Origin of the sequence: Limnohabitans sp. 2KL-51 (assembly GCF_003063645.1) — a bacterium.
Classification (GTDB): domain Bacteria; phylum Pseudomonadota; class Gammaproteobacteria; order Burkholderiales; family Burkholderiaceae_C; genus Limnohabitans_A.
Map to the genome: position 1 here is coordinate 20449 of NZ_NESJ01000024.1, position 18843 is coordinate 39291.

An 18843-nucleotide genomic window follows, 5' to 3' on the forward strand; every position below is an offset into this window, starting at 1 on the left:
TCTGTCATGTTCTATCGTTTGGCCGGCATTCGGCATACCAGCTATCTACAGGCGAGACAATTGTTCCCAATGCAGTTCGATCGCGCGCTCATCGGAGCGATCCTTGTGCTCGCGCTTTTAGCGCCATGGATATTGCCTGCTCTTTATCTGAACACTTATCTCATGCCCTGGTTACTTTGGGTAACAGCTGCATTGGGTTTGAATCTTCTGATGGGCGGAGCGGGGCAAGTGCACTTAGGCTACGGAGCAGTCATGGGTATCGGCGCCTATGCTGCGGGCCATGCAGCGCGCAACGGAATTCCACTCGAGGTTGCACTAATGCTCGGCGGACTCGCAGCAGCCATCATCGGAACAATTTTTGGCGCTGCAGCATTAAGAGTGAAAGGACTGTATTTGGCAGTAACCACATTAGCCCTACAGTATCTGGTTGACTTTATTGTCCTTCATGTAAGTGTAATCAGCGGTGGTTCTCAAGCTTCGCTGCAGCTACCAGTAGTCAAAATTCTTGGGCAGTCGGTTAGGTCTGATGCGGGGCTTTACTTCGTTGCACTTGCAAGTTGTGCCGTCGTTACGATTTTCATGCTCAACGTACGTCGTTCCAGTCTCGGGAGGGCACTAGCTGCCATACGTGAGAAGGACTACGCAGCAGAGATCCTCGGCGTGAGTGCGTTTAGATACAAATTGCTTGCGTTTTGGGTTGCATCTTTTATTGGAGGCGTCACTGGTGCTCTCTTAGCGTTTTGTTATTACAAGGCTGTCTCTCCGGAACAGTACCACATCGACCTATCGATACAGATGCTTGCAATTGTCATTGTCGGTGGCTTGGGTAGCGTACTAGGTTGTTTTTTAGGCGCGGCTTTGATCCTGCTTTCACCCGCGTTACTCAATCAGATGTTGGCGACCCTGTCCACTGGATTCGGACTAAAACTTGGTACTGACCTGACGACGCATGCCCCACTAATTTTGTATGGTGCGCTTATCGTCGGATTCCTGCTGTTTGAGCCATTAGGCCTCGCCAAGATTTACGACAACGTTCGCAAGATGTTTCTCGTCTGGCCTTTCCGTCACATGCGGCGGTAAGGTCTTTTTTTCAACTAACTAGGAGACAAAGCATGAAACTCAATCGACGTCAGATGGTCCTCGCTGCCGCAGCTTCTCTAGGTGCGGGTTATGTACCTAACGTAATTGCCCAAGAAAAGGTGATTAAGTTTGGTATGGCGCAGGACTTTACAAAGGTCTACACCTTTGTAACGGCAGAATATAGCCAAGGTCAACGCGACTATCTCACCCTTGTGAACGAGCGAGGAGGCATCAGCGGTTGGAAAATCCAGGCTGAAATTGTTGACACTGGCAACGAGACTCAGCGAGGGATCGAAGCATACGAGCGCTTCAAACGTGAAGGTGTCCTGCTGGTTGACCCGCTGTCCACGCCCGTCAGTCGCGCACTAGTCCCACGTGCGCTCGACGACAAAATAAACCTAGTCACCATGTTTTCGGGTCGTAGCGATGCAGCAGATGGTTCGGTTTTTCCTTATGTCATTCCCATGTCTGCTAGTTACTGGTCTCAAGCATCAGTGCTCATCGAATACATCACGCGCCAGGAAAAAGATCTCAAAGGCAAAAAAATTGCTTTTGTCTATATCGACACGCCGTTCGGTAAGGAGCCGCTGCCACTTTTACGTGAAATTGCCAAGCGCCGCGGTTTCGATTTACTACCCTTTCCCTATGCGCCACCCGGTAACGAGCAGGCTGCAGTTTGGACACAAGTGCGCCGCGCTAACCCGAATTGGACGCTGATTTGGGGAGGAGGTGTTGGTCAGACTGTGTCACTCAAGGAGGCTATTCGCAACGGCATCTCGCCGGACAAGATCGCTTCAGTGGTCTGGCTTTCAGAATCCGATATGAAAGTGGTCGGTGAGGATGCAGCTAAGGGCGTCCTCAAGTTCGAGGGTGCTGCGTCAGGTCGTGAACCCAAGATCATCCAGGATATCCTCAAAGACGTTGTGGGTAAAGGAAAGGGTTCCGGGCCCCAACAACTCGTGGGAACATCTTATTACAACATCGGCGTGCTCTCCGCGGCGCTTATGGTCGAGGGCACTCGTAAAGCGCTAGAGATCAGCAAGGGGGCAACGATCACGTCTCAGACTCTTAACGAAGGTCTACGTAGCATCACCAAGTTCACCGCAGAGGGCCTTGCTCCATCGACCACTATAACCAAGGCAGATCACCAGGGTGGTGGGATGGGACGCGTAGCGCAGTGGGATGGACGACGCTGGGTAGCTAAATCGGACTGGATTTCGGCTGATCAAGATCTCGTTTGGGAACTTATCAAGCAATCTTCAGCCGAGTTCAAGAAGGGGGGCTAAAGTCGTGAGTATTGCCACCAATGCTGCGGCGGATCAGCCGCTTCTCGCCCTCAACAACATTGAGGTCTTGTACGACAACGTAGCACTCGCAGTAAAAGGGGTGTCCATTGCGGTCGAACGCGGCGGCTTGGTGGCCCTTCTTGGTGCCAATGGTGCAGGCAAGAGCACGGTCCTTAAGTCTGTCAGCGGCCTGCTGGCTGCTGAACGCGGGCGTGTGTCGCGTGGCGAAGCGGTTTTTGACTGCGAGGACTTACTTGGTCTAGCACCATCCACGCGCGTTCGTCGCGGCGTTGCTCACGTGCTTGAAGGCAGACGAATATTCGAGCACCTTACTCCTGGCGAAAATCTGATTGCTGCTGCCTCAATGCATAAGGACCGCGCAAAGGTTCGCGATCTGACTGAGCAGGTCCTCGACTGGTTTCCTCGACTGCGTGAAAGAGCGAAAACGCAAGCCGGGTATCTTTCGGGCGGAGAACAGCAGATGCTTGCTATTGGCCGGGCCCTCATGACTGAACCGCGTTTGCTAATGCTAGATGAACCCAGCCTTGGTCTTTCGCCCATGCTCGTTGATGAGATATTTGACATCGTACGCCGGATTAATCATGACGCAGGCGTAGCAGTTCTTGTGGTTGAGCAGAATGCCGTCGCGGCTTTATCGATTGCACGATACGCTTATTTGATAGAAAACGGCAGAGTGGTAATGGCCGGCACAGCCGAATCAGTTAGCGCTAATCCTGACATTCAGCAGTTTTATCTCGGGGGAGGTCACCAGACCGACTATCACGCGGTTAAACACTATCGGCGCCGCAAACGTTGGCTAACATGACTGATACAGCAACACATTTTCCTGTCCAAGACCCATTGGGCGAGTGTTGCCCCACACTCGGCGAATTGCTTAATCTTAACGCCCGTCTTTATGGCGAGCAGTCAGCATTTACAGATGGTGAGGTGACGGTCACTCATGCACAACTTGAACGAAAATCTGCGGGACTTGCCGTTGGTCTACATCGCGCTGGACTTCGGTCAGGGGACCGGATCTCTTTACTCGCGCAAAACGGGCTCCCCTTCGTGGAAATCTTCTACGCAGCAGCTCGCATTGGAGTAATCGTCTCTGCCATCAACTGGCGACTTTCGCCCGCTGAAATCGCCAAGGTTGTGGGTAATGACTTACCAGCTTTGCTCTTTACAAGTAAAGAACTCTCACCCCTTCTAAGTGATGTTGAATGTCACGACTTCGTTAGCAGACCCATCGTCATCGATGGCAGCTTAGAAGGATTTCTTTGTTTAGATGATTTCAGAGGTGATCCCGGAGATATTCAGCATGAGTCCGTTGCGCCTGACGACCCTGTGTGTTTCATCCATACGGCATGGACCGATGGACGTCCCAAGGCCGCAGTTCTAACACACAGAAACTTGTTGTGCGGTGCGGAGCAGCTGGGTCAGATATGGACACTAAATAGCAGTGACGTGCATATCTGTGCACTGCCACTTTTCCACATCACAGCATTAAGCCTAATGCTGGCTACAGCACGTGTTGGTGGTTGCAGCATTTTGAAGGCGCGCTTCAACCCTGCCGAGGCGCTAAATGCAATAGAGTTATATGGAGCTACGCTATTAGGAGAGTTCTCCCCCATGCTTTCGGAGCTCCTAAAGCTACAAAATTCAAGTAAAAAAATGACGTCTCTTCGCCACGTCTGCGGTCTGGATACGCCAGATGTGATCAAGTGGTTTCACACATCTTGCCCACGGGCAACATTCTGGGCTGTATACGGTCAGTCGGAGGCAGGTGGGATTGTTTCTATGATGTCTCATGCACTGGCAGATGGAAGCACCGGATACCCTTTACCTCTGAGCAAGATACGGATTGTCGACGAAGCGGCTTTTACGGTGCCAGCAGGTGAAATAGGTGAAATTGTTATTTCGGGACCTACTGTGTTCGTGGGCTACTGGGGCAGACCCGATGTGTCAGCCGCTACTCTTCGTGGCGGATGGCTACATACCGGCGATGTGGGCAAGTTTGACCCCTACGGACGTTTGGTATATGTTGGGCGACTTCCAAATAAAGAACTGATCAAGAGCGGCGGAGAAAACGTCTATCCCGAGGAGGTGGAACAGGTTCTTCGAACACATCCCGCTATTGTGGATGTGGCTGTATTCGGTGTGGCTGATAAGCGTTGGGGGGAGTCTGTGCGGGCAGTTTGCGTTATCCGTTCAATGGTCGATTCGCAAGGGTTGATCGAATTTGTAGGCGAACGAATTGCTAGTTATAAGCGGCCACGCAGTGTCATTTTTGCAGATAGTCTTCCAAGCAAGGCAGATGGAACTCATGACCGAGATGCCATCAAAGCAGCGTTTGGATCGCCTTAGACCCAGATGTTTATTGATGCGTATGAAAAATAACTGTCCAAGACATGACTTGATATTTATATCAGTTTAAGGATGTGTACATTCTGTCACTCTGGACGACTGAACTGTTGCTCTAATTCATTTGAGTTGCATTTTGCAGTGTCCTTCGGAGTTGCAGGTCAAGCAGTTACTTATATATTAGCTGATAAGTCTTGTTGGAAGACCGCTTTTACTTTTCCTCCGGATTAAGGGCAGTTAAAAGAAAGGCAGCATCCTTTCCAAAGATCAAACTTAAGCAGATACGTCAAAATTCAATAAAAGTTCGGATGCTGCCGGTCAGTCGATGAGCCGTGAACGACAGCATACAGCCTACAGCAGTCGGCGTCATGTCACTTCAAAGGGCATTTGCAGGCCCACCGTAACTATCTCGACAAACTTGCCGTAGCAGTAATTGCTCTTTTGTGCGGCTGATGCACGTCAACTCATCAATCACTGCGCTGTTTGAACCCAGTTCTCAACTTCCAGCGCAGGCACTCGTGCGAACTCCCCCAAGTTGTTCGTCACCAGCACCAGGCCTTCGCTGCGAGCGTGCGCTGCAATGTGCATGTCGTTCACACCGATAGGCAGGCCGAGTTTTTCCAAGGCGGCGCGAATGACTCCGTAATGCTGCGCGGCCTTGGGGCCATAGGGCAAAACTTGTAGGCGACTGCAAAAATCTTCGACAGCGGCCAAGTTCTCGCTGACGCGGCTGCTTTTTTCCGCACCGTGCAAGAGTTCGGCGAGGGTGATGGAGGAAATTGCCATGCGGCTGGCGTTGGCGTTGAAAGTGGAAAGCACCTCGACAGGTCGCAGCTTCAACACGTAGATGACGATGTTGGTGTCCAGCAGGTATCGCAGCATCAGAGCGCCTCCCGCTCCGGCTGGTGCTGGGTGGCGCGCTCGGGCAGGAAGTCGTCGCTAACTGTGGGGCCACCCAGAAAGAAGCTGTCCCAGGTTTGGCCTAGGGGTGAGATGATGCGCTCGTTACCTTTGACGCGAATCTCTACCTTTTGGACACCCTCGGGTAGACGCACGTCCAAAGGGAGACGAACGGCCTGGGTACGGTTATTTACGAAAACAGTGCCGATGGACATGATGACCCCCAAGAAAAGTATATAGCAATTGTATATGGCGGCTCCGCAGTGTTCAATTGGGCGTTTTACAAAGGTCTCGGTTCCGCTGAGTTAGCCCCATTAAAGACTGTCACAAACACTGATTCCATGACCAGGGGAGGTTCCTGTGCACATGAGCCGTGGATTGGAAATCCGAAACATCGCCACAAGTAAATGCTTGCCAGTGGCATCGCCAAAACCGCAGCCAACGAACCCAAGTTCGAGCCCAAACTGTTGGTTCCAGAGGTCCCGGCCGAACGTGCCAGCCAACTACTGACCGAAATAATGCTCGCCGATCGCTGGGTGTGTTCAGTCGCACGCCTACAACGCTGGCGAACAATCGACGAGGGGCCGCAGTACTTGAAAATCGTTGGGAAAGTTTTGTACCGACTCAAAGACATTGAGGCCTATGAAGAAGCCTGTCTGATCCGGAAAGTGTTCTAGGTGCGCACCCAAGGAGGCCCCGAACAGGTTGTAAATTGTTCGAACGACTTGGAATCAGTTCGAAATAGTCTTGGCGGGGCAGAACTTGCTTCATCACAAACCGCCTAAGTTTTTCATGGGTAAGCAAATCAAGCTCTTGGGGTCCGGTTCATCTTTCGAAATGTCGATATATTGATGTAACTCGCGCCGCTGATCGACTTGATGCTTGGCTTTACATTCGCTCCCTCCTGGATTAAGATGTACACGTACATCCAAAAAGGGTTCACGATGGCCAACACCAAACTTTTCAAGAACGGCAACTCGCAAGCCGTTCGCATTCCTGCCGAGCTTGCCTACAGCACTTGGGACGTTGATCTGGTCATCGAGCGAAAAGGGGACGAGTTGCGCATCCGCCCAGCCCAACGCCGCATGGGCGATGTGCTGGGCAAACTTGCCAAGTTCTCACCTGACTTCATGGCCCAGGGCCGGGGCGAAAACATAGAGGGCGATCGCGAGACTTTATGAATCCCAAATACATGCTCGACACCAACATCTTCATCTATCTAATGAAGCGCCAGCCGCCTGAGGTGCGAGAGCGGTTTGCTCAGTGCTTTGTGGGTGACGTTGTTATTTCTGCGGTGACTTTGGCTGAGCTTGAATTTGGTATCGCATGCTCAAGCACCGCGGCACAGGAAACCAACCGAGCGGCGCTGGAAAGCTTGCGCGAAGACATCATGGTCGCGCCCTTCGATGCACAAGCTGCCAAGGCCTATGGCCCCATCCGAGCAGCCTACAAAGATCGCAACCGCGATGCCCTTGACAAACTCATCGCCTCCCATGCGCTCGCTTTAGGGGTGACACTGGTCACCAACAACGAAGCGGACTTTGTGAATTACGCTGGGCTGCGTGTTGAAAATTGGGTCAGCAACCACTGAAATCAAATCTCTTTGATCCAATTCACCTTTTCATAGGGAAACTTTATATTCCAGCACACAAGAGGCAAAGACATTGAGGCCTATGAAGAAGCCTGTCTGATCCGGAAAGTGTTCTAGGAGCGCACTTAGAGAGGCCCCGAACGGGTTGTAAGTTGTTCGAACGACTTGGAATCAGTTCGAAATAGTCTTGGCGGGCCAGAAGATACCAGATCGCAAACCGACTAAATTTCCCAAGAGCAAGCCGATCAAGCACTTGGGCCCCAGTTCATTATTCTAAATGTTGAGACATCTTCTTGTACCGAGAGTTTTCAGATCCTCTGTGCTAAAGGCTCCGGAATTAGAACCTGCCAGGTTGTCCCACTGTGCCCCTTCGACCCATAGCGGACATAGGGGAGAAAGGCTTTGGCGGCTGCTTTGACCCTTAGCAGCCGCTCAAGAAACTCTTCATAGGTCTCTAAAGCGGCCAGTTAAGTTTTAGGGAATGCATCTCTCGCTAATTCATTGCGGAAATTATTCGATGATGATTTTTCTTTCTTTGACCACACGACCCCACAGGTTGATTTGTTGTTCAATGAATGCGCTGGCCTGTTCGGGGGAACTTTTTTGCAGCTCGCCCCCCAGTTGTGCCACGCGAGCTTTGACCTCAGGCGCATCTAAAGCTTGTTGAAATGCAGCGGCCAGTTTTTTCATCACAGGCTCTGATGTGTTGGCCGGTGCAAATACCGCATTCCATTCGTAAATTTCAGTGCCTTTCAAGCCCGATTCACTCAGAGTGGGAACATCGGGCAGGATGGGGGAGCGCTTGCCCGAAGTCACGGCCAACGCTTTCAATTTGCCCGATTGAACGTGCTGCAGCGTTGAAGCAAGGTTGCCAAAGAAAAGTGGAACTTGTCCGCCGATCACATCGTTGAGTGCTGGGCCACCCCCTTTGTAGGGGACATGAATCATGTCTACTTTGGCAGCGGATTCGAACAATGCGCCCGCCAAATGCTGTGCAGAACCATTGCCAGATGATGCATAGGACACGGCATCCTTGCTTTTGCGTGCAGCTGCCGTAAGTTCTGCCATGTTCTTCGCCGGGAAATTGGCGTTCACCAAGACCACATTCGGGAACAAGGCCACTACGCCTATCGGTTGAAAGGCCTTGAGACTGTCATAAGGCAGTTTGGGATACAGCGAAGGATTGACGGAAAAAGATGAAGCATCCAGCATCAAGGTGTAGCCATCCGGGTTGGCTTTGGCAACAGCGGCCGCACCAATTTGCCCGCTTGCGCCTGGCCTATTTTCGACGACGATCGTTTGGCCCAGGGCTTCACCCATTTTGGGTGCAATCAGTCTGGCCATGGCATCTGCGCCACCGCCTGGCGGGTAAGTCACCACCAGAGTGATCGGTTTGCTGGGGTAGGCCGTTTGTGCAAAACCAGATGTCACTGTCCCGCAGAGTGCAGATGTGACAAGCGCCATCCAGCCGATGGATTGGAGTCGGGAAAAACCATTCATGAAATATCTCCTAGGAAGTTGTTATTGCACCTGTGCGGTGTACTTGAAAGAAAACGCGTCGCCGCGTGTGGTGCGAAGTTCGACGCAGCGGCCCGCTATATCAAAAGCCTGACGATCAACCAGAACGCAAGGGTGTGCTGCAGCAAGCTTGAGACGCTTGGCTTGTCTGGCATTGAGTTGAGAAAAGCTCAGACTGTCTTGTGTTTTTTGAATCACAACCCCGCACCGTTGCTGGTACATGGGGTACAACAAGTCGTCCCATGCATCCGTGTCGGAGTCGGCCAAAGCGCCAAAAAGTGGCAGTGGCAAAACGATGGTTTCGAGCAAACAGGGTTCAGACTCCAGGCTTCGAAGACGTTCGATTTGAAGGACTTGAGAACCCTTAGCCATGCCCATTGCCTGAATTTCTTGCAGGCTGGCACTGCGCAACCGACTGCCCAGAATATGCGAATTAGGGGTCATGCTGGCAGCATCGTCTGTGCCACGAAATCTAAAAAATCGCATCATGGAGGCGCCATTAACACCCGTGGTCACAAAGGTGCCTTTGCCATGCCGGCGTTGCAACACGCCATCTTGAACCAGCAGTGACAACGCCTGCCGGATGGTGCCCAGTGCCACACCATAACTTTGCGCCAAAGCCGATTCGGCAGGGATAACCTCACCCGGAACCCATTCACCCTGCAGGATTCGATCGCGCAAAGCAGTCGCCAAATTGCCGTATCGACTTTGGCCAAGTGAATGGTTTTTTACGAGTGTTGTCATCAATTTGATTCTAGACATCTAGAGGACTAGAATTTACACCATGAATTTAAGCATGTCAAAAAATTGGATCGATACCCATTTCCATGTTTTCAATGCGGGGCTTGCAGTTGAAGGTACTCGATATGTGCCGCAATACAGCGCGCAGCTGTCCGATTGGATGAAACAAGCCCAAAATGTGGGGGTGACGCGCGGAGTTTGGGTTCAACCCAGCTTTTTGGGCACAGACAACAGTCTCATGATTGATGCCTTGGAGTCTCACCCGGACCTGCTCCGTGGTATCGCCGTGGTCAGCCCAGATGTTTGCATCGAACAGTTAGAGACCCTGCATCAATCTGGGGTTCGCGGCATCCGTTTGAATTTATCGGGTCTGTCTCATGACATCCCAGAGTGGACGCGGTCTGACAACATCTGGGCAGCCATCCATCGATTGAATTGGCACCTCGAAGTTCATACAGATCAAGGCAGATTGCCACATGTGCTTGATCAGATACCTTCTGACGTATCGCTTGTCTTGGACCATATGGCCAAACCACTGGAAGCCAGTGTCTCTGACCCTACGTTGCTTGCACTGAAAAAGCGTGCCAGTGTTGCACAGGTCTTCGTGAAGTTGAGTGGCGCTTATCGTTTGGGAGACGTTAATTCGGAACGTTTGGCTTCTCTTTTGCTCAGAGAAATGGGACCCAGCGCGTTGCTTTGGGGTAGTGACTGGCCGTGCACCAACCATGAGCAATTTGGGCATTTTGAGACACTCATTGCCCAAGCGCAAGAATGGATCAATGCCCAAGCCTTTGAGCAAGTCATGGTTCACAACCCCTCGCAACTTTATGGGTTTACTCGCTAGAGCAGATATCACTTGTCGGCGAAAACTATCGAAATCAATTTGCCTGATCGTCCGCTTGTGGCCGAAAGCAGCCCATCCCTTGGGATGCACCCCCCCCGCTGAGAACAAACGCCTAGCCAACCGGTATGAACCTATATGAAACCATTGCATACAGGCATCAAGGAGCAAGGCCATGGCTACTAAAAACACCTCATCCTCGAACCCAAGGCCTGAAAAAATGGGCGACGTGCTGGACGCCTTGTCCAGTGGCATCGCCAAAACCGCAGCCAACGAACCCAAGTTCGAGCCAATACTGTTGGTTCCAGAGGTCCCGGCCGAACCAGCCCGCCAGCTACTGACCGAAATAATGCTCGCCGATCGTTGGGTGTGCTCAGTCGCACGCCTTCAGCGCTGGCGCACCATCGGCGAGGGGCCGCCGTATTTGAAGATCGTGGGGAAAGTTTTGTACCGGCTCAAAGACATCGAGGCCTATGAAGAAGCCTGTCTGATCCGGAAGGAGTTCTAGCGGCGCACCCAAGGAGGCCCCGAACGGGTTGTAAATTGTTCGAACGACTTGGAATCAGTTCGAAATAGTCTTGGCGGACCAGAAGATACCAGATCGCAAACCGTCTAAGTTTTTGATGGGTAAGCAAATCAAGCACTTGGGGTTCGGTTCGTCATTCTAAATATTGATGCGCAACTAGAGTTGATCTGGTGATGGCATACTTATTTAGCCTTGCGCATAGCTTGGGACAATTCAACTTCACCGTGACTTGCAAGTACTTCAGCGGCATTGAGGCGGTCTCGGTCCTCACGGTTCTGGCTCAGCTTGGCCTTACCTTCCATCCGTGTGATGGAGATTTCAATGCCAACAATGGCTTTGAGCATGCCGTCGATGAACTCGGGGGTTGAATCTCCCATCTTCCATGGTTTTTCTTCTATGGCTTCATGCTTGCGGGTCAGGCGACCCACCACGCCACGCACAAACTTTTCCGTGTCCTGAACGACCATGCGTCCATGGACGTGCACAACCTCGTAATTCCAAGTGGGTACTTGGCGATGGAATTCGTGTTTGCTGGGATACCAGTTTGGGGAAATGTAGCTTTCTTCGCCGCGAAAAATCACCAATGCGTCCATTCCATTGCCGCATTGTTGCCAAACGGGATTAGCCCTTGCCACATGCGCCGTGAGCACGCCACGGCCAGCATCCAGTTCGAAAGGAATGTGATTGGCGTCCAGGCCTTCAGGGGTCATAGTCACCAGAACTCCCAAAGGGTGGGCCTGAATGATCTGGTGCATAAGCTCAGCGTTTTTGATCGAAAAGTGGGCTGGAATGTACATGGTCTCAACGGGTCTCTGAAGAATTTGATGACCGAATTTTCAGTCTATTCTGGTTTACCATGAAGATCCAATTTTGATTAAATTAAACATACCAGTTGATCATGCAAAAAATCGGATCGGTCCAGCGGGTCTGTGAAATTTTCCGACTCAAGATTCATGCTGGAGAACTCAGCCCGGGTGAAAAACTGTCCTCAACCCGGGCATTGGCATCCGATCTGGGCGTCTCTCGGTCTACTGTGGTCACCGTTTACGAACAACTCGCATCCGAGGGGTATATTGAAACAGCACCTGGTTCACGCGCTCGCGTGTCCTTGAACTTCCCTCTCCTCGCGAAGGCACATCGTCCATCCCTAAAACCTATTCAAAGCGAGCAACGCAAGCTGTCGGCCTACGGGCGACGTACCTCGGCATTGAAGTTACCTGTCACGCCTGAAATCAAACCAAGAGAAATCAACTTTCTCTACGGCGCCATTGCGGATGAAGACTTTCCCCGGCTCATGTGGCGAAAGCTCTACAACCAAGCGCTCATGAAGCGGCAGTCCAGTCTTTACTATGCCGCACCCGAAGGTGCAACCGAGTTGCGCTCAGAACTACAGGGCTATTTGCTGCGGGCAAGAGGGCTGTCGTGCTCTCAAGAGCAAATCATCATCGTCCAGGGCGCACAACAGGCCATTGATCTTTGTGCACGACTGCTGGTCGACCCGGGGTCGGAGGTGTTGATGGAAGAGCCTTGCTATTTGGGTGCACGACTGAACTTTGAAGCCATGGGGGCTAAGGTGTCGCCGATCACCGTCGATGAGCAAGGGCTCATGTGCGACCAGTTGCCCAATGTCAAAAATGCGCTGGTCTATGTGACCCCGTCTCATCAATTCCCGCTTGGATCCGTCATGTCCATTGGCCGCCGTCGTGAGCTCCTGGCGTGGGCGGCCAGAAACCGCTGCTGGATCATCGAGGACGACTATGACAGTGAATTTCGCTACGGCTTAAGACCTGTGCAGACGCTGCAGTCGCTGGATGTCGATGGCTCAGTCATCTATATCGGGACGTTTTCAAAAACGCTTTCACCGCAGTTGCGACTCGGGTATCTGGTGTTGCCTGCGGAACTGGTGAAGGTTTTCCGCCAGGCCAAGCAACTGACAGATCGACATACGCCGAGTCCTGATCAGCTAGTGATTGCCCAACTCATCCAAAGTGGGGCCTACGAAAGACATATCAGGCGGGTCAGAAGGGCGAACGAAAACAAAAGGGCTGTGCTGATCGAGGCGATCCACAAATTCCTGCCCAAACGTGTTGGAGTTGAAGGTACTGCTTCAGGTTTGCACATCGTCGTCTGGTTGGAAGATTTTCAGATCGAAGATGAACCAGATCTGATCGCGCGCGCCAAGGCTATCGGCATAGGCATTTGGAGCATCACGCCGCTTTACTCGGCAGGCAACAAGCTTAGACGGAAAAAGTGTGCCGGACTGGTTATGGGATATGCCGGGTTGACGCCGACTGAAATCAAAAAAGGTGTTGCGCTATTGGCTCAAGCAATTCAGCAGAACTGAGTTCGCTCAATGGCTGCAAAGGACCTGTCCCGGCAATCTCAAGAACACTCTTTTGAATGGTCATGATGGAGGGCCAGCATCACATAAAACCGCGTGCAATCGGTACGTTGCAAATGCAGTTATTGCCACATCTAACTTGATGGAGCGATTTCCCTCATTGTGAGTTCACTGAGAAAAAAAACCCAGCCAACCGGTATGAACCTATATGAAACCACTGCATATAGGCATCAAGGAGCAAGGCCATGGCTACTAACAACACCTCATCCTCGAACCCACGGGCTGAAAAAATAGGTGACGTGCTGGACGCCTTGTCCAGTGGCATCGCCAAAACCGCAGCCAACGAACCCAAGTTCGAGCCCAAACTGTTGGTTCCAGAGGTCCCGGCCGAACCAGCCCGCCAGCTACTGACCGAAATAATGCTCGCAGATCGCTGGGTGTGTTCAGTCGCGCGACTTCAGCGCTGGCGCACCGTCGGCGAGGGGCCGCCGTATTTGAAGATCGTGGGGAAAGTTTTGTACCGGCTCAAAGACATCGAGGCCTATGAAGAAGCCTGTCTGATCCGGAAGGAGTTCTAGCGGCGCACCCAAGGAGGCCCCGAACGGGTTGTAAATTGTTCGAACGACTTGGAATCAGTTCGAAATAGTCTTGGCGGGCCAAAAGATACCAGATCGCTAACCGCCTAAGTTTTTGATGGGCAAGCAAATCAAGCACTTGGGTTCCAACCCATCACTCTAGCTGTTGAGACAGTCCGCTAGCGAAGTCAAAAGGGTCGAGCCGATTTACTTCACTTTAGTGGGGGAGGCTTGAGAAAAATTGCCAGATTAAATCGGTAGCGTTCACGCGGGTAATGTTGGGACCCATCACAGATTCAGGTAGGCCGGAATCTTGCCCACCAGGCCAGGCATGGCCCTGACCTTTGAGATACCAAATTGTGTAACTGGCACCATCGCGGCATTGGTTGAAACGTTCTATGGTTACCTGGTCATCGTCACGCTCTTGGACCGCGGGTGATTTGCAATTCAAACTTTGAGACCACGCTTGAATGCCATGTGAAATGGGTGGCACCGTGCTTTTGCCCCAAGGGAGTTGGCGCTCACCGCCCTCTATCGGATTGAGCGGATCGTGTGTCCCGATCAGCATCAAGGTTGGCAAAGCTTTAGTTGGTTGCGCACCTTCACTGGTATTCAACCCCATGACAGTTGCGATCCCGGCAAAAAGGCTGGAGAGTTCTGCGCCAACCTTGAACGTCATACCAGCACCATTTGAATGTCCGGTGGCATAGATGCGACTTTTGTCAACTGCTGTCCGCTGAACAATGTCGTCAAGGAGAGCTTTCACAAAGGACAAGTCATTGACCTTCGCTCGCGGCATATTGGGATTGAGTTGGCCACTATTCCAAAGGCGTGGATTCATGCGAAAGCTGGCTGGCAAACGAGGCAAGGCCGGTAGCCCGTCGGGTGCCGCAACGACAAATCCTTCCTTTTCACTGAGGGCTACCCAACCGTTTTTAATGAGATAGTCCTTTCCATTGCCGCCTGCTCCATGAAAAACCACGACCAGCGGTGCACCACCTGAGCGTGCTTGCAGTGGGACATGCAGGTGGTAGGTCCAAGTCTGGCCGTCTGCTTTGATCTCCAAGTCCTGAACGGTAGCGCCCAAGGTGAAACTACTAGTCACCCCGAGAGCACAGAGAAAAATAGACTTGAAAATGACTTTCATACTTCAATTATGCGAGCTCAATTGACTTCAGACAAGAAACGACGATCCCCTAGCCACTATCTTTACTTCTAATTCATGTGTTGCCTATGAAGAAACTGTCTGATCCGGATAGTGTTCTAGGCTCGCACCCAAGGAGACCCCGAGCAGGTTGTAGATTGTTCGAACGACTTGGAATCAGTTTGAAATAGTCTTGGCGGTCCAATAAAGATTGTTTAGCTAACTCTCTCAGTTTTCAGACCCCTGTTTTTGGTGGAGTCGGGAATTCGAACCTCCAATGGATTGCTGCTGCACTTGCTGCGCGTGGCGCTACGCGCTACAATTTCAGAATGATTCGAAGCTTCAGGCACAAGGGCGTTGAGCGCTTCTTCAAGTCCGGCTCGCGGGCCGGGATCCAAGCCGCTCATGCCCCGCGCCTGGCTCGGCAACTGTCTGCGTTGGACGCGGCCACAAGGCCTGAAGACATGAACCGTCCCGGGTGGGACTGGCATCCCCTCAAGGGCCTCTCCGGCCACTGGTCAGTCAGCGTGAACGGCAACTGGCGTCTGACTTTTGCTTTTGAAAACGGCGATGCCATCCTGGTGGACTACCAGGATTACCACTGAGGTGTTTATGAGTTCGATGTTCAACCCACCCCACCCTGGCCTCACTTTGAGGGACGACATCCTTCCTGCCTTGAATCTGCAGGTGGGCGAAGCAGCTGCCCATTTGGGCGTCGACCGGACGACTTTGTCCAAGGTAGTCAATGGGCGGGCTTCGATCAGCCCTTCAATGGCACTGCGCATTGAGCGTTGGCTGGGGCGCGACCATGGCGGGGCGGCTGAGGTGTGGCTGGCTCAGCAGGCTGCATACGATCTCTGGCAAGCACGGGTCGCAGCAAAGGCCAGCAAGACCCTTTCGGGCATCAAGGCACTGAGGCTTCAAACGGCATGACCAGGGAGCAGGACTCCGCGGACGCAGTTGCCAACCCGGCCCTGCTCATCTGGTCGCGCCTTATTCAAGGCGCAGCGGCTGTCGTCATCGTCCTGAGCTTGACATTGCTGTTGTCGCCACGCCTCGGGGAAGCAATCTTCAATCTGGTTTACTTCCACCAGTTGGCCATCCCGGTTGAAGTGCCGAGCCTAGCGCATGGCTACATTTGGTTTGCCAACGGCATCATCGGCGCCGTGATGGCTGGCTGGATGATCTGCATCATCCTGTTGGCCAGGGGCCCTTTCCTCGAAGGTCGGCTGCACGCATGGAACACCATCGCCATTCCACTGGCCAGTTGGTTTCTGATCGACACGGCGTTTTCAACCGTCCATGGCGTCTGGGGCAATGTGTTGCTCAATACGGCAACTGGGCTGATGTTCGGTATCCCCTTGCTCTTTTCGCGCCGGCACTTCATCGTCAAGCCCTAATTTCGTGGTCGGGCTTCCGAGAGAAAAAGCCTGCGGTTGGTCACCGGCATCGCCACAGCCCGCATGCAATCAGTACGGCTCCAATTCAGTTTTGCCCCATCCAACTTGATGGAGCGATTTCCCTCATTGTGAGTTCACTGAGAAAAAAGCCCAGCCAACCGGTATGAACCTATATGAAACCACTGCATATAGGCATCAAGGAGCAAGGCCATGGCTACTAACAACACCTCATCTTCGAACCCACGGGCTAAAAACATGAGTGACGTACTGGACGCCCTGTCCAATGGCATCGCCAAAACCGCAGCCAACGAACCCAAGTTCGAGCCCCAACACCTGGCTCCAGAGGTCCTGGCCGAACCTGCACGCGAGCTACTGACCGAAAAAATGCTCGCCGATCGCTGGGTGTGTTCAGTCGCACGCCTACAACGCTGGCGAACAACCGGCGAGGGGCCGCAGTACTTGAAGATCGTTGGGAAAGTTTTGTACCGGCTCAAAGACATTGAGGCCTATGAAGAAGCCTGTCTGATCCGGAAAGTGTTCTAGGAGCGCACCCAAATAGGCTCCGAACGGGTTGTAAATTGTTCGAACGACTTGGAATCAGTTCGAAATAGTCTTGGCGGGGCAGAACATACGTCATCACAAACTACCTAAGTTTTTAATGGGTAAGCAAATCAAGCACTTGGGGTCCAGTTCATCTTTCTAAATGTTGAGACATCTTCTTGTACCGAGAGTTTTCAGAACCTCTGTGCTAAAGGCTCCGGAATTAGAACCTGCTAGGTTGCGCCACTGTGCCCTTTCGACCCAATGCGAACGGTCGCGGCGCTGCCTTGGGCGGCGGTAATGCAGCGAGAGCAGACATTGGCGCTTTCAAACCGAATGACACAGATTGGCAAAAACTGACAGCCGTAAAAGCCGATTTGATGGTCTGGTCATGACCGCAAAAACCGACACCCCATCACAAGGGGCGCAAACCAAAGTGCCGGATGAACAGACACTTTACGGCATGCCCCAGCAAGCGTTTAGCCCTGTAGAAAGAGAATTTTCAGATCAAACCGGAAGGGATGACTGATCTGATTCGCTCATTTTTCTGAGCCTCGGTTTTTGGCGAGATGGGGATTTGGAAATGATCATCGGATGTGGTTTGGCAAAAGAGTCACAGGCCGATCATCTAGAAAATGGCGGTTGACGGACCAGCATAATGAATCTCAACGCCTCGAAGGCGCTTGGCTGTTATCTTGACCGTCAACCCTACCCAGGAACTCGCCAATTCGACTTTCCAGATCCCGATAGTGGGGATTGAATGTCGCGCGTGCACCGGCCTCGCCGGCAGGTGGCGACTGCCCTCCGACACCGTACCAGACCCGCTGCGCTTGCTTGCATGCTCGAACCTGCTCTTCCGTACGAAATGGCGGGCTGCCGCAATTACGGTAAGTGCCGGACTCACCATAGTGCGGATTTTCCGGAGAGATGTGGACAGCGAGGTGGGAGATGCCGACCACGCGAAGCGCGGGCTCGGCAGCCGGGAGCCAGACTGACCGTTCACCGAAAGATTTGTCCACCGGCATGGAGTGGTAATTGAGCAGCAGGCTACGCGCATCACCGGCATGGGCTTCGAAGAATTGCCGGTTCCAGGTCACATCGACCACTTCGTCATCTTCGCTCTGCACAACCAGCCAGGGTGTGCGCAGCGGTCCTTGCCTGCGCATGCGCGCTTCCAGCGTGCCAAACACGGCCATGGTGGAGGCAATACCACGCGTCGGCATCGCACCATAGCGCGCGAAATCTTCACGCGGCCCCAGGTCCAGCCAGGGACGAAAGACGCCTATCCATCGGGCTTGCCGTGCCAGAAAGTTCGAGCGGATGCGATAGGCCGGCGACAGGCCGATGACCGCATCCACATCGCCGGGCGACTGCACCGCGGCGGTTAGCGCAAGCGCTGCGCCAAGAGAGAAGCCGGCGACCACCACAAAAGAGCTATCTGACCGCGCTTGCTTCAGAGCCGCTCCAACGTGAGACAACCAATCACGGTGATCGACGGCCATCAGATCTGCCGGGCGTGTCCCATGCCCGGGAAGCAAAAGCGCACGGGCTTCGAAACACTGTTTTGAGAATGTCGCCGCGAGATCCCGCATGGCAAAGGCCGTGTCTGACAGCCCATGGATGAGGATGGCGATGCCTCGCGGTACATCCGCCTTGCATCCCCGGTCGGGCAGTTGCCTGAAGGGTGCCACCTTGCCCAACTCTGCATCGGCCATCGATGCAACAAAAGGAAGCCTGTGCTTGCGCAGCTCCTGGCTAACAACCCTGATGTAGGTTTCGAAATCAGCGCCAGGAGCAAGCGCAGAGGGGTCACGCCAGCCGCTGAGGACGAGTTCAGGTCGCGGCGGCGTGTGGCCGGTGGATGAGCAGCCCAGAAGCAACACGGGCAGCACGATCGCCAGGAGCTTCCGGCGGAAGGAAGCCATACCGGACAAGTCGAGCATCATCGCCTTGTGGCAGTAGCGCATACCGACGGCGGGCACGACAGAACCTGATG

General features: G+C 53.0%; 23 protein-coding genes. 16 read left to right on the plus strand and 7 right to left on the minus strand.

Going from position 1 to position 18843, the window contains the following annotated elements; genetic code table 11:
• The first annotated feature begins 6 nt into the window (after positions 1 to 6).
• The 4 genes from B9Z49_RS19255 to B9Z49_RS19270 are packed head-to-tail and all read left to right on the plus strand — an operon-like array spanning position 7 to position 4733.
• On the plus strand, positions 7 to 1080 hold the full coding sequence (locus B9Z49_RS19255) for a branched-chain amino acid ABC transporter permease (RefSeq protein WP_108355065.1): 1074 nt from the start codon (positions 7 to 9) through the stop codon (positions 1078 to 1080).
• Positions 1081 to 1112: 32 nt separating this feature from the next.
• On the plus strand, positions 1113 to 2366 hold the full coding sequence (locus tag B9Z49_RS19260; RefSeq protein ID WP_108355066.1) for an ABC transporter substrate-binding protein: 1254 nt from the start codon (positions 1113 to 1115) through the stop codon (positions 2364 to 2366).
• 4 nt (positions 2367 to 2370) lie between these two features.
• Positions 2371 to 3192, plus strand: a complete 822-nt coding sequence (locus B9Z49_RS19265; RefSeq protein ID WP_108355067.1) for an ABC transporter ATP-binding protein — start codon at positions 2371 to 2373, stop codon at positions 3190 to 3192.
• Complete coding sequence (locus B9Z49_RS19270; protein ID WP_108355068.1) at positions 3189 to 4733, plus strand: AMP-binding protein; 1545 nt, start codon at positions 3189 to 3191, stop codon at positions 4731 to 4733. The genes B9Z49_RS19265 and B9Z49_RS19270 overlap by 4 nt, the downstream gene beginning before the upstream one ends.
• A gap of 468 nt (positions 4734 to 5201) precedes the next feature.
• On the opposite strand, the gene vapC is transcribed toward B9Z49_RS19270, so the two are convergent.
• A complete protein-coding gene (gene vapC / locus B9Z49_RS19275) occupies positions 5202 to 5612 on the minus strand; it encodes a tRNA(fMet)-specific endonuclease VapC (protein WP_108355069.1) in 411 nt (136 codons plus the stop codon).
• Positions 5612 to 5845 carry a type II toxin-antitoxin system VapB family antitoxin gene (gene vapB / locus B9Z49_RS19280; protein WP_108355070.1) on the minus strand — a complete coding sequence of 78 codons (234 nt, stop codon included), beginning with the start codon at positions 5843 to 5845 and terminating at the stop codon, positions 5612 to 5614. Before vapB ends, vapC begins: the two co-directional genes overlap by 1 nt.
• A gap of 192 nt (positions 5846 to 6037) precedes the next feature.
• Between vapB and B9Z49_RS19285 the strand changes: the two genes are divergently transcribed.
• From B9Z49_RS19285 to B9Z49_RS19295, 3 genes are all read left to right on the plus strand, one after another.
• Positions 6038 to 6307 carry a hypothetical protein gene (locus B9Z49_RS19285; protein WP_108355071.1) on the plus strand — a complete coding sequence of 90 codons (270 nt, stop codon included), beginning with the start codon at positions 6038 to 6040 and terminating at the stop codon, positions 6305 to 6307.
• Between the two features lie 267 nt (positions 6308 to 6574).
• Positions 6575 to 6811, plus strand: a complete 237-nt coding sequence (locus B9Z49_RS19290; RefSeq protein ID WP_108355103.1) for an antitoxin — start codon at positions 6575 to 6577, stop codon at positions 6809 to 6811.
• Complete coding sequence (locus B9Z49_RS19295; protein WP_108355072.1) at positions 6808 to 7221, plus strand: type II toxin-antitoxin system VapC family toxin; 414 nt, start codon at positions 6808 to 6810, stop codon at positions 7219 to 7221. The genes B9Z49_RS19290 and B9Z49_RS19295 overlap by 4 nt, the downstream gene beginning before the upstream one ends.
• Before the next feature lie 510 nt (positions 7222 to 7731).
• Here the strand turns inward: B9Z49_RS19295 and B9Z49_RS19300 are convergent.
• Both B9Z49_RS19300 and B9Z49_RS19305 read right to left on the minus strand, forming a co-directional pair.
• The gene (locus tag B9Z49_RS19300; RefSeq protein WP_369913785.1) at positions 7732 to 8721 is read right to left on the minus strand and encodes a tripartite tricarboxylate transporter substrate binding protein; all 990 of its coding nucleotides are present in this window, start codon (positions 8719 to 8721) and stop codon (positions 7732 to 7734) included.
• A 21-nt stretch (positions 8722 to 8742) separates the two neighbouring features.
• A complete protein-coding gene (locus tag B9Z49_RS19305; RefSeq protein WP_108355074.1) occupies positions 8743 to 9483 on the minus strand; it encodes a GntR family transcriptional regulator in 741 nt (246 codons plus the stop codon).
• A gap of 40 nt (positions 9484 to 9523) precedes the next feature.
• Here B9Z49_RS19305 and B9Z49_RS19310 point away from each other — a divergent pair, with 40 nt between their 5' ends.
• Together B9Z49_RS19310 and B9Z49_RS19315 are read left to right on the plus strand one after the other, a co-directional pair.
• Positions 9524 to 10324, plus strand: a complete 801-nt coding sequence (locus B9Z49_RS19310) for an amidohydrolase (protein WP_233254722.1) — start codon at positions 9524 to 9526, stop codon at positions 10322 to 10324.
• A gap of 172 nt (positions 10325 to 10496) precedes the next feature.
• Positions 10497 to 10829, plus strand: a complete 333-nt coding sequence (locus tag B9Z49_RS19315) for a hypothetical protein (protein WP_233254723.1) — start codon at positions 10497 to 10499, stop codon at positions 10827 to 10829.
• 200 nt (positions 10830 to 11029) lie between these two features.
• Here the strand turns inward: B9Z49_RS19315 and B9Z49_RS19320 are convergent, their stop codons facing one another.
• The gene (locus B9Z49_RS19320; RefSeq protein WP_108355076.1) at positions 11030 to 11644 is read right to left on the minus strand and encodes an FMN-binding negative transcriptional regulator; all 615 of its coding nucleotides are present in this window, start codon (positions 11642 to 11644) and stop codon (positions 11030 to 11032) included.
• A gap of 101 nt (positions 11645 to 11745) precedes the next feature.
• Between B9Z49_RS19320 and B9Z49_RS19325 the strand changes: the two genes are divergently transcribed.
• Positions 11746 to 13191 (plus strand): PLP-dependent aminotransferase family protein, encoded by a 1446-nt coding sequence (locus B9Z49_RS19325; protein ID WP_108355077.1) that lies wholly within the window; start codon positions 11746 to 11748, stop codon positions 13189 to 13191.
• A gap of 242 nt (positions 13192 to 13433) precedes the next feature.
• Complete coding sequence (locus B9Z49_RS19330) at positions 13434 to 13766, plus strand: hypothetical protein (RefSeq protein WP_233254724.1); 333 nt, start codon at positions 13434 to 13436, stop codon at positions 13764 to 13766.
• Positions 13767 to 13980: 214 nt separating this feature from the next.
• Here the strand turns inward: B9Z49_RS19330 and B9Z49_RS19335 are convergent, their stop codons facing one another.
• Positions 13981 to 14910, minus strand: coding sequence for a PHB depolymerase family esterase (locus B9Z49_RS19335; protein ID WP_108355078.1), 930 nt, complete (start codon positions 14908 to 14910; stop codon positions 13981 to 13983).
• Between the two features lie 326 nt (positions 14911 to 15236).
• On the opposite strand from B9Z49_RS19335, the gene B9Z49_RS19340 reads away from it, so the two are divergent.
• The 5 genes from B9Z49_RS19340 (at position 15237) to B9Z49_RS21675 (ending at position 17376) form a co-directional block, all read left to right on the plus strand.
• Positions 15237 to 15512, plus strand: a complete 276-nt coding sequence (locus tag B9Z49_RS19340; protein WP_108355079.1) for a type II toxin-antitoxin system RelE/ParE family toxin — start codon at positions 15237 to 15239, stop codon at positions 15510 to 15512.
• 7 nt (positions 15513 to 15519) lie between these two features.
• The gene (locus tag B9Z49_RS19345) at positions 15520 to 15840 is read left to right on the plus strand and encodes a HigA family addiction module antitoxin (protein WP_108355080.1); all 321 of its coding nucleotides are present in this window, start codon (positions 15520 to 15522) and stop codon (positions 15838 to 15840) included.
• Positions 15837 to 16307 carry a hypothetical protein gene (locus B9Z49_RS19350; protein ID WP_108355081.1) on the plus strand — a complete coding sequence of 157 codons (471 nt, stop codon included), beginning with the start codon at positions 15837 to 15839 and terminating at the stop codon, positions 16305 to 16307. Before B9Z49_RS19345 ends, B9Z49_RS19350 begins: the two co-directional genes overlap by 4 nt.
• 210 nt (positions 16308 to 16517) lie before the next feature.
• Complete coding sequence (locus tag B9Z49_RS19355; protein ID WP_233254725.1) at positions 16518 to 16850, plus strand: AlpA family transcriptional regulator; 333 nt, start codon at positions 16518 to 16520, stop codon at positions 16848 to 16850.
• Positions 16851 to 17193: 343 nt separating this feature from the next.
• The gene (locus B9Z49_RS21675) at positions 17194 to 17376 is read left to right on the plus strand and encodes a hypothetical protein (RefSeq protein WP_146188566.1); all 183 of its coding nucleotides are present in this window, start codon (positions 17194 to 17196) and stop codon (positions 17374 to 17376) included.
• Between the two features lie 136 nt (positions 17377 to 17512).
• On the opposite strand, the gene B9Z49_RS19360 is transcribed toward B9Z49_RS21675, so the two are convergent.
• Positions 17513 to 18829: a carboxylesterase gene (locus B9Z49_RS19360; protein ID WP_146188567.1), complete on the minus strand. Its 1317-nt coding sequence runs from the start codon at positions 18827 to 18829 to the stop codon at positions 17513 to 17515.
• Positions 18830 to 18843 lie beyond the last annotated feature (14 nt).

Coding starts and splice junctions, on each gene's coding strand:
- B9Z49_RS19310 (WP_233254722.1), top strand. CDS start 9,524: ATGAATTTAAGCATGTCAAAAAATTGGATCGATACCCATTTCCATGTT.
- B9Z49_RS19290 (WP_108355103.1), top strand. CDS start 6,575: ATGGCCAACACCAAACTTTTCAAGAACGGCAACTCGCAAGCCGTTCGC.
- B9Z49_RS19355 (WP_233254725.1), top strand. CDS start 16,518: ATGGCTACTAACAACACCTCATCTTCGAACCCACGGGCTAAAAACATG.
- B9Z49_RS19335 (WP_108355078.1), bottom strand. CDS start 14,910: ATGAAAGTCATTTTCAAGTCTATTTTTCTCTGTGCTCTCGGGGTGACT.
- B9Z49_RS19345 (WP_108355080.1), top strand. CDS start 15,520: ATGAGTTCGATGTTCAACCCACCCCACCCTGGCCTCACTTTGAGGGAC.
- B9Z49_RS19350 (WP_108355081.1), top strand. CDS start 15,837: ATGACCAGGGAGCAGGACTCCGCGGACGCAGTTGCCAACCCGGCCCTG.
- B9Z49_RS19305 (WP_108355074.1), bottom strand. CDS start 9,483: ATGACAACACTCGTAAAAAACCATTCACTTGGCCAAAGTCGATACGGC.
- B9Z49_RS19325 (WP_108355077.1), top strand. CDS start 11,746: ATGCAAAAAATCGGATCGGTCCAGCGGGTCTGTGAAATTTTCCGACTC.
- B9Z49_RS19315 (WP_233254723.1), top strand. CDS start 10,497: ATGGCTACTAAAAACACCTCATCCTCGAACCCAAGGCCTGAAAAAATG.
- B9Z49_RS19300 (WP_369913785.1), bottom strand. CDS start 8,721: ATGAATGGTTTTTCCCGACTCCAATCCATCGGCTGGATGGCGCTTGTC.
- B9Z49_RS19330 (WP_233254724.1), top strand. CDS start 13,434: ATGGCTACTAACAACACCTCATCCTCGAACCCACGGGCTGAAAAAATA.
- vapC (WP_108355069.1), bottom strand. CDS start 5,612: ATGCTGCGATACCTGCTGGACACCAACATCGTCATCTACGTGTTGAAG.
- vapB (WP_108355070.1), bottom strand. CDS start 5,845: ATGTCCATCGGCACTGTTTTCGTAAATAACCGTACCCAGGCCGTTCGT.
- B9Z49_RS19340 (WP_108355079.1), top strand. CDS start 15,237: ATGATTCGAAGCTTCAGGCACAAGGGCGTTGAGCGCTTCTTCAAGTCC.
- B9Z49_RS19320 (WP_108355076.1), bottom strand. CDS start 11,644: ATGTACATTCCAGCCCACTTTTCGATCAAAAACGCTGAGCTTATGCAC.
- B9Z49_RS19260 (WP_108355066.1), top strand. CDS start 1,113: ATGAAACTCAATCGACGTCAGATGGTCCTCGCTGCCGCAGCTTCTCTA.
- B9Z49_RS19295 (WP_108355072.1), top strand. CDS start 6,808: ATGAATCCCAAATACATGCTCGACACCAACATCTTCATCTATCTAATG.
- B9Z49_RS19285 (WP_108355071.1), top strand. CDS start 6,038: ATGCTTGCCAGTGGCATCGCCAAAACCGCAGCCAACGAACCCAAGTTC.
- B9Z49_RS19270 (WP_108355068.1), top strand. CDS start 3,189: ATGACTGATACAGCAACACATTTTCCTGTCCAAGACCCATTGGGCGAG.
- B9Z49_RS19255 (WP_108355065.1), top strand. CDS start 7: ATGTTCTATCGTTTGGCCGGCATTCGGCATACCAGCTATCTACAGGCG.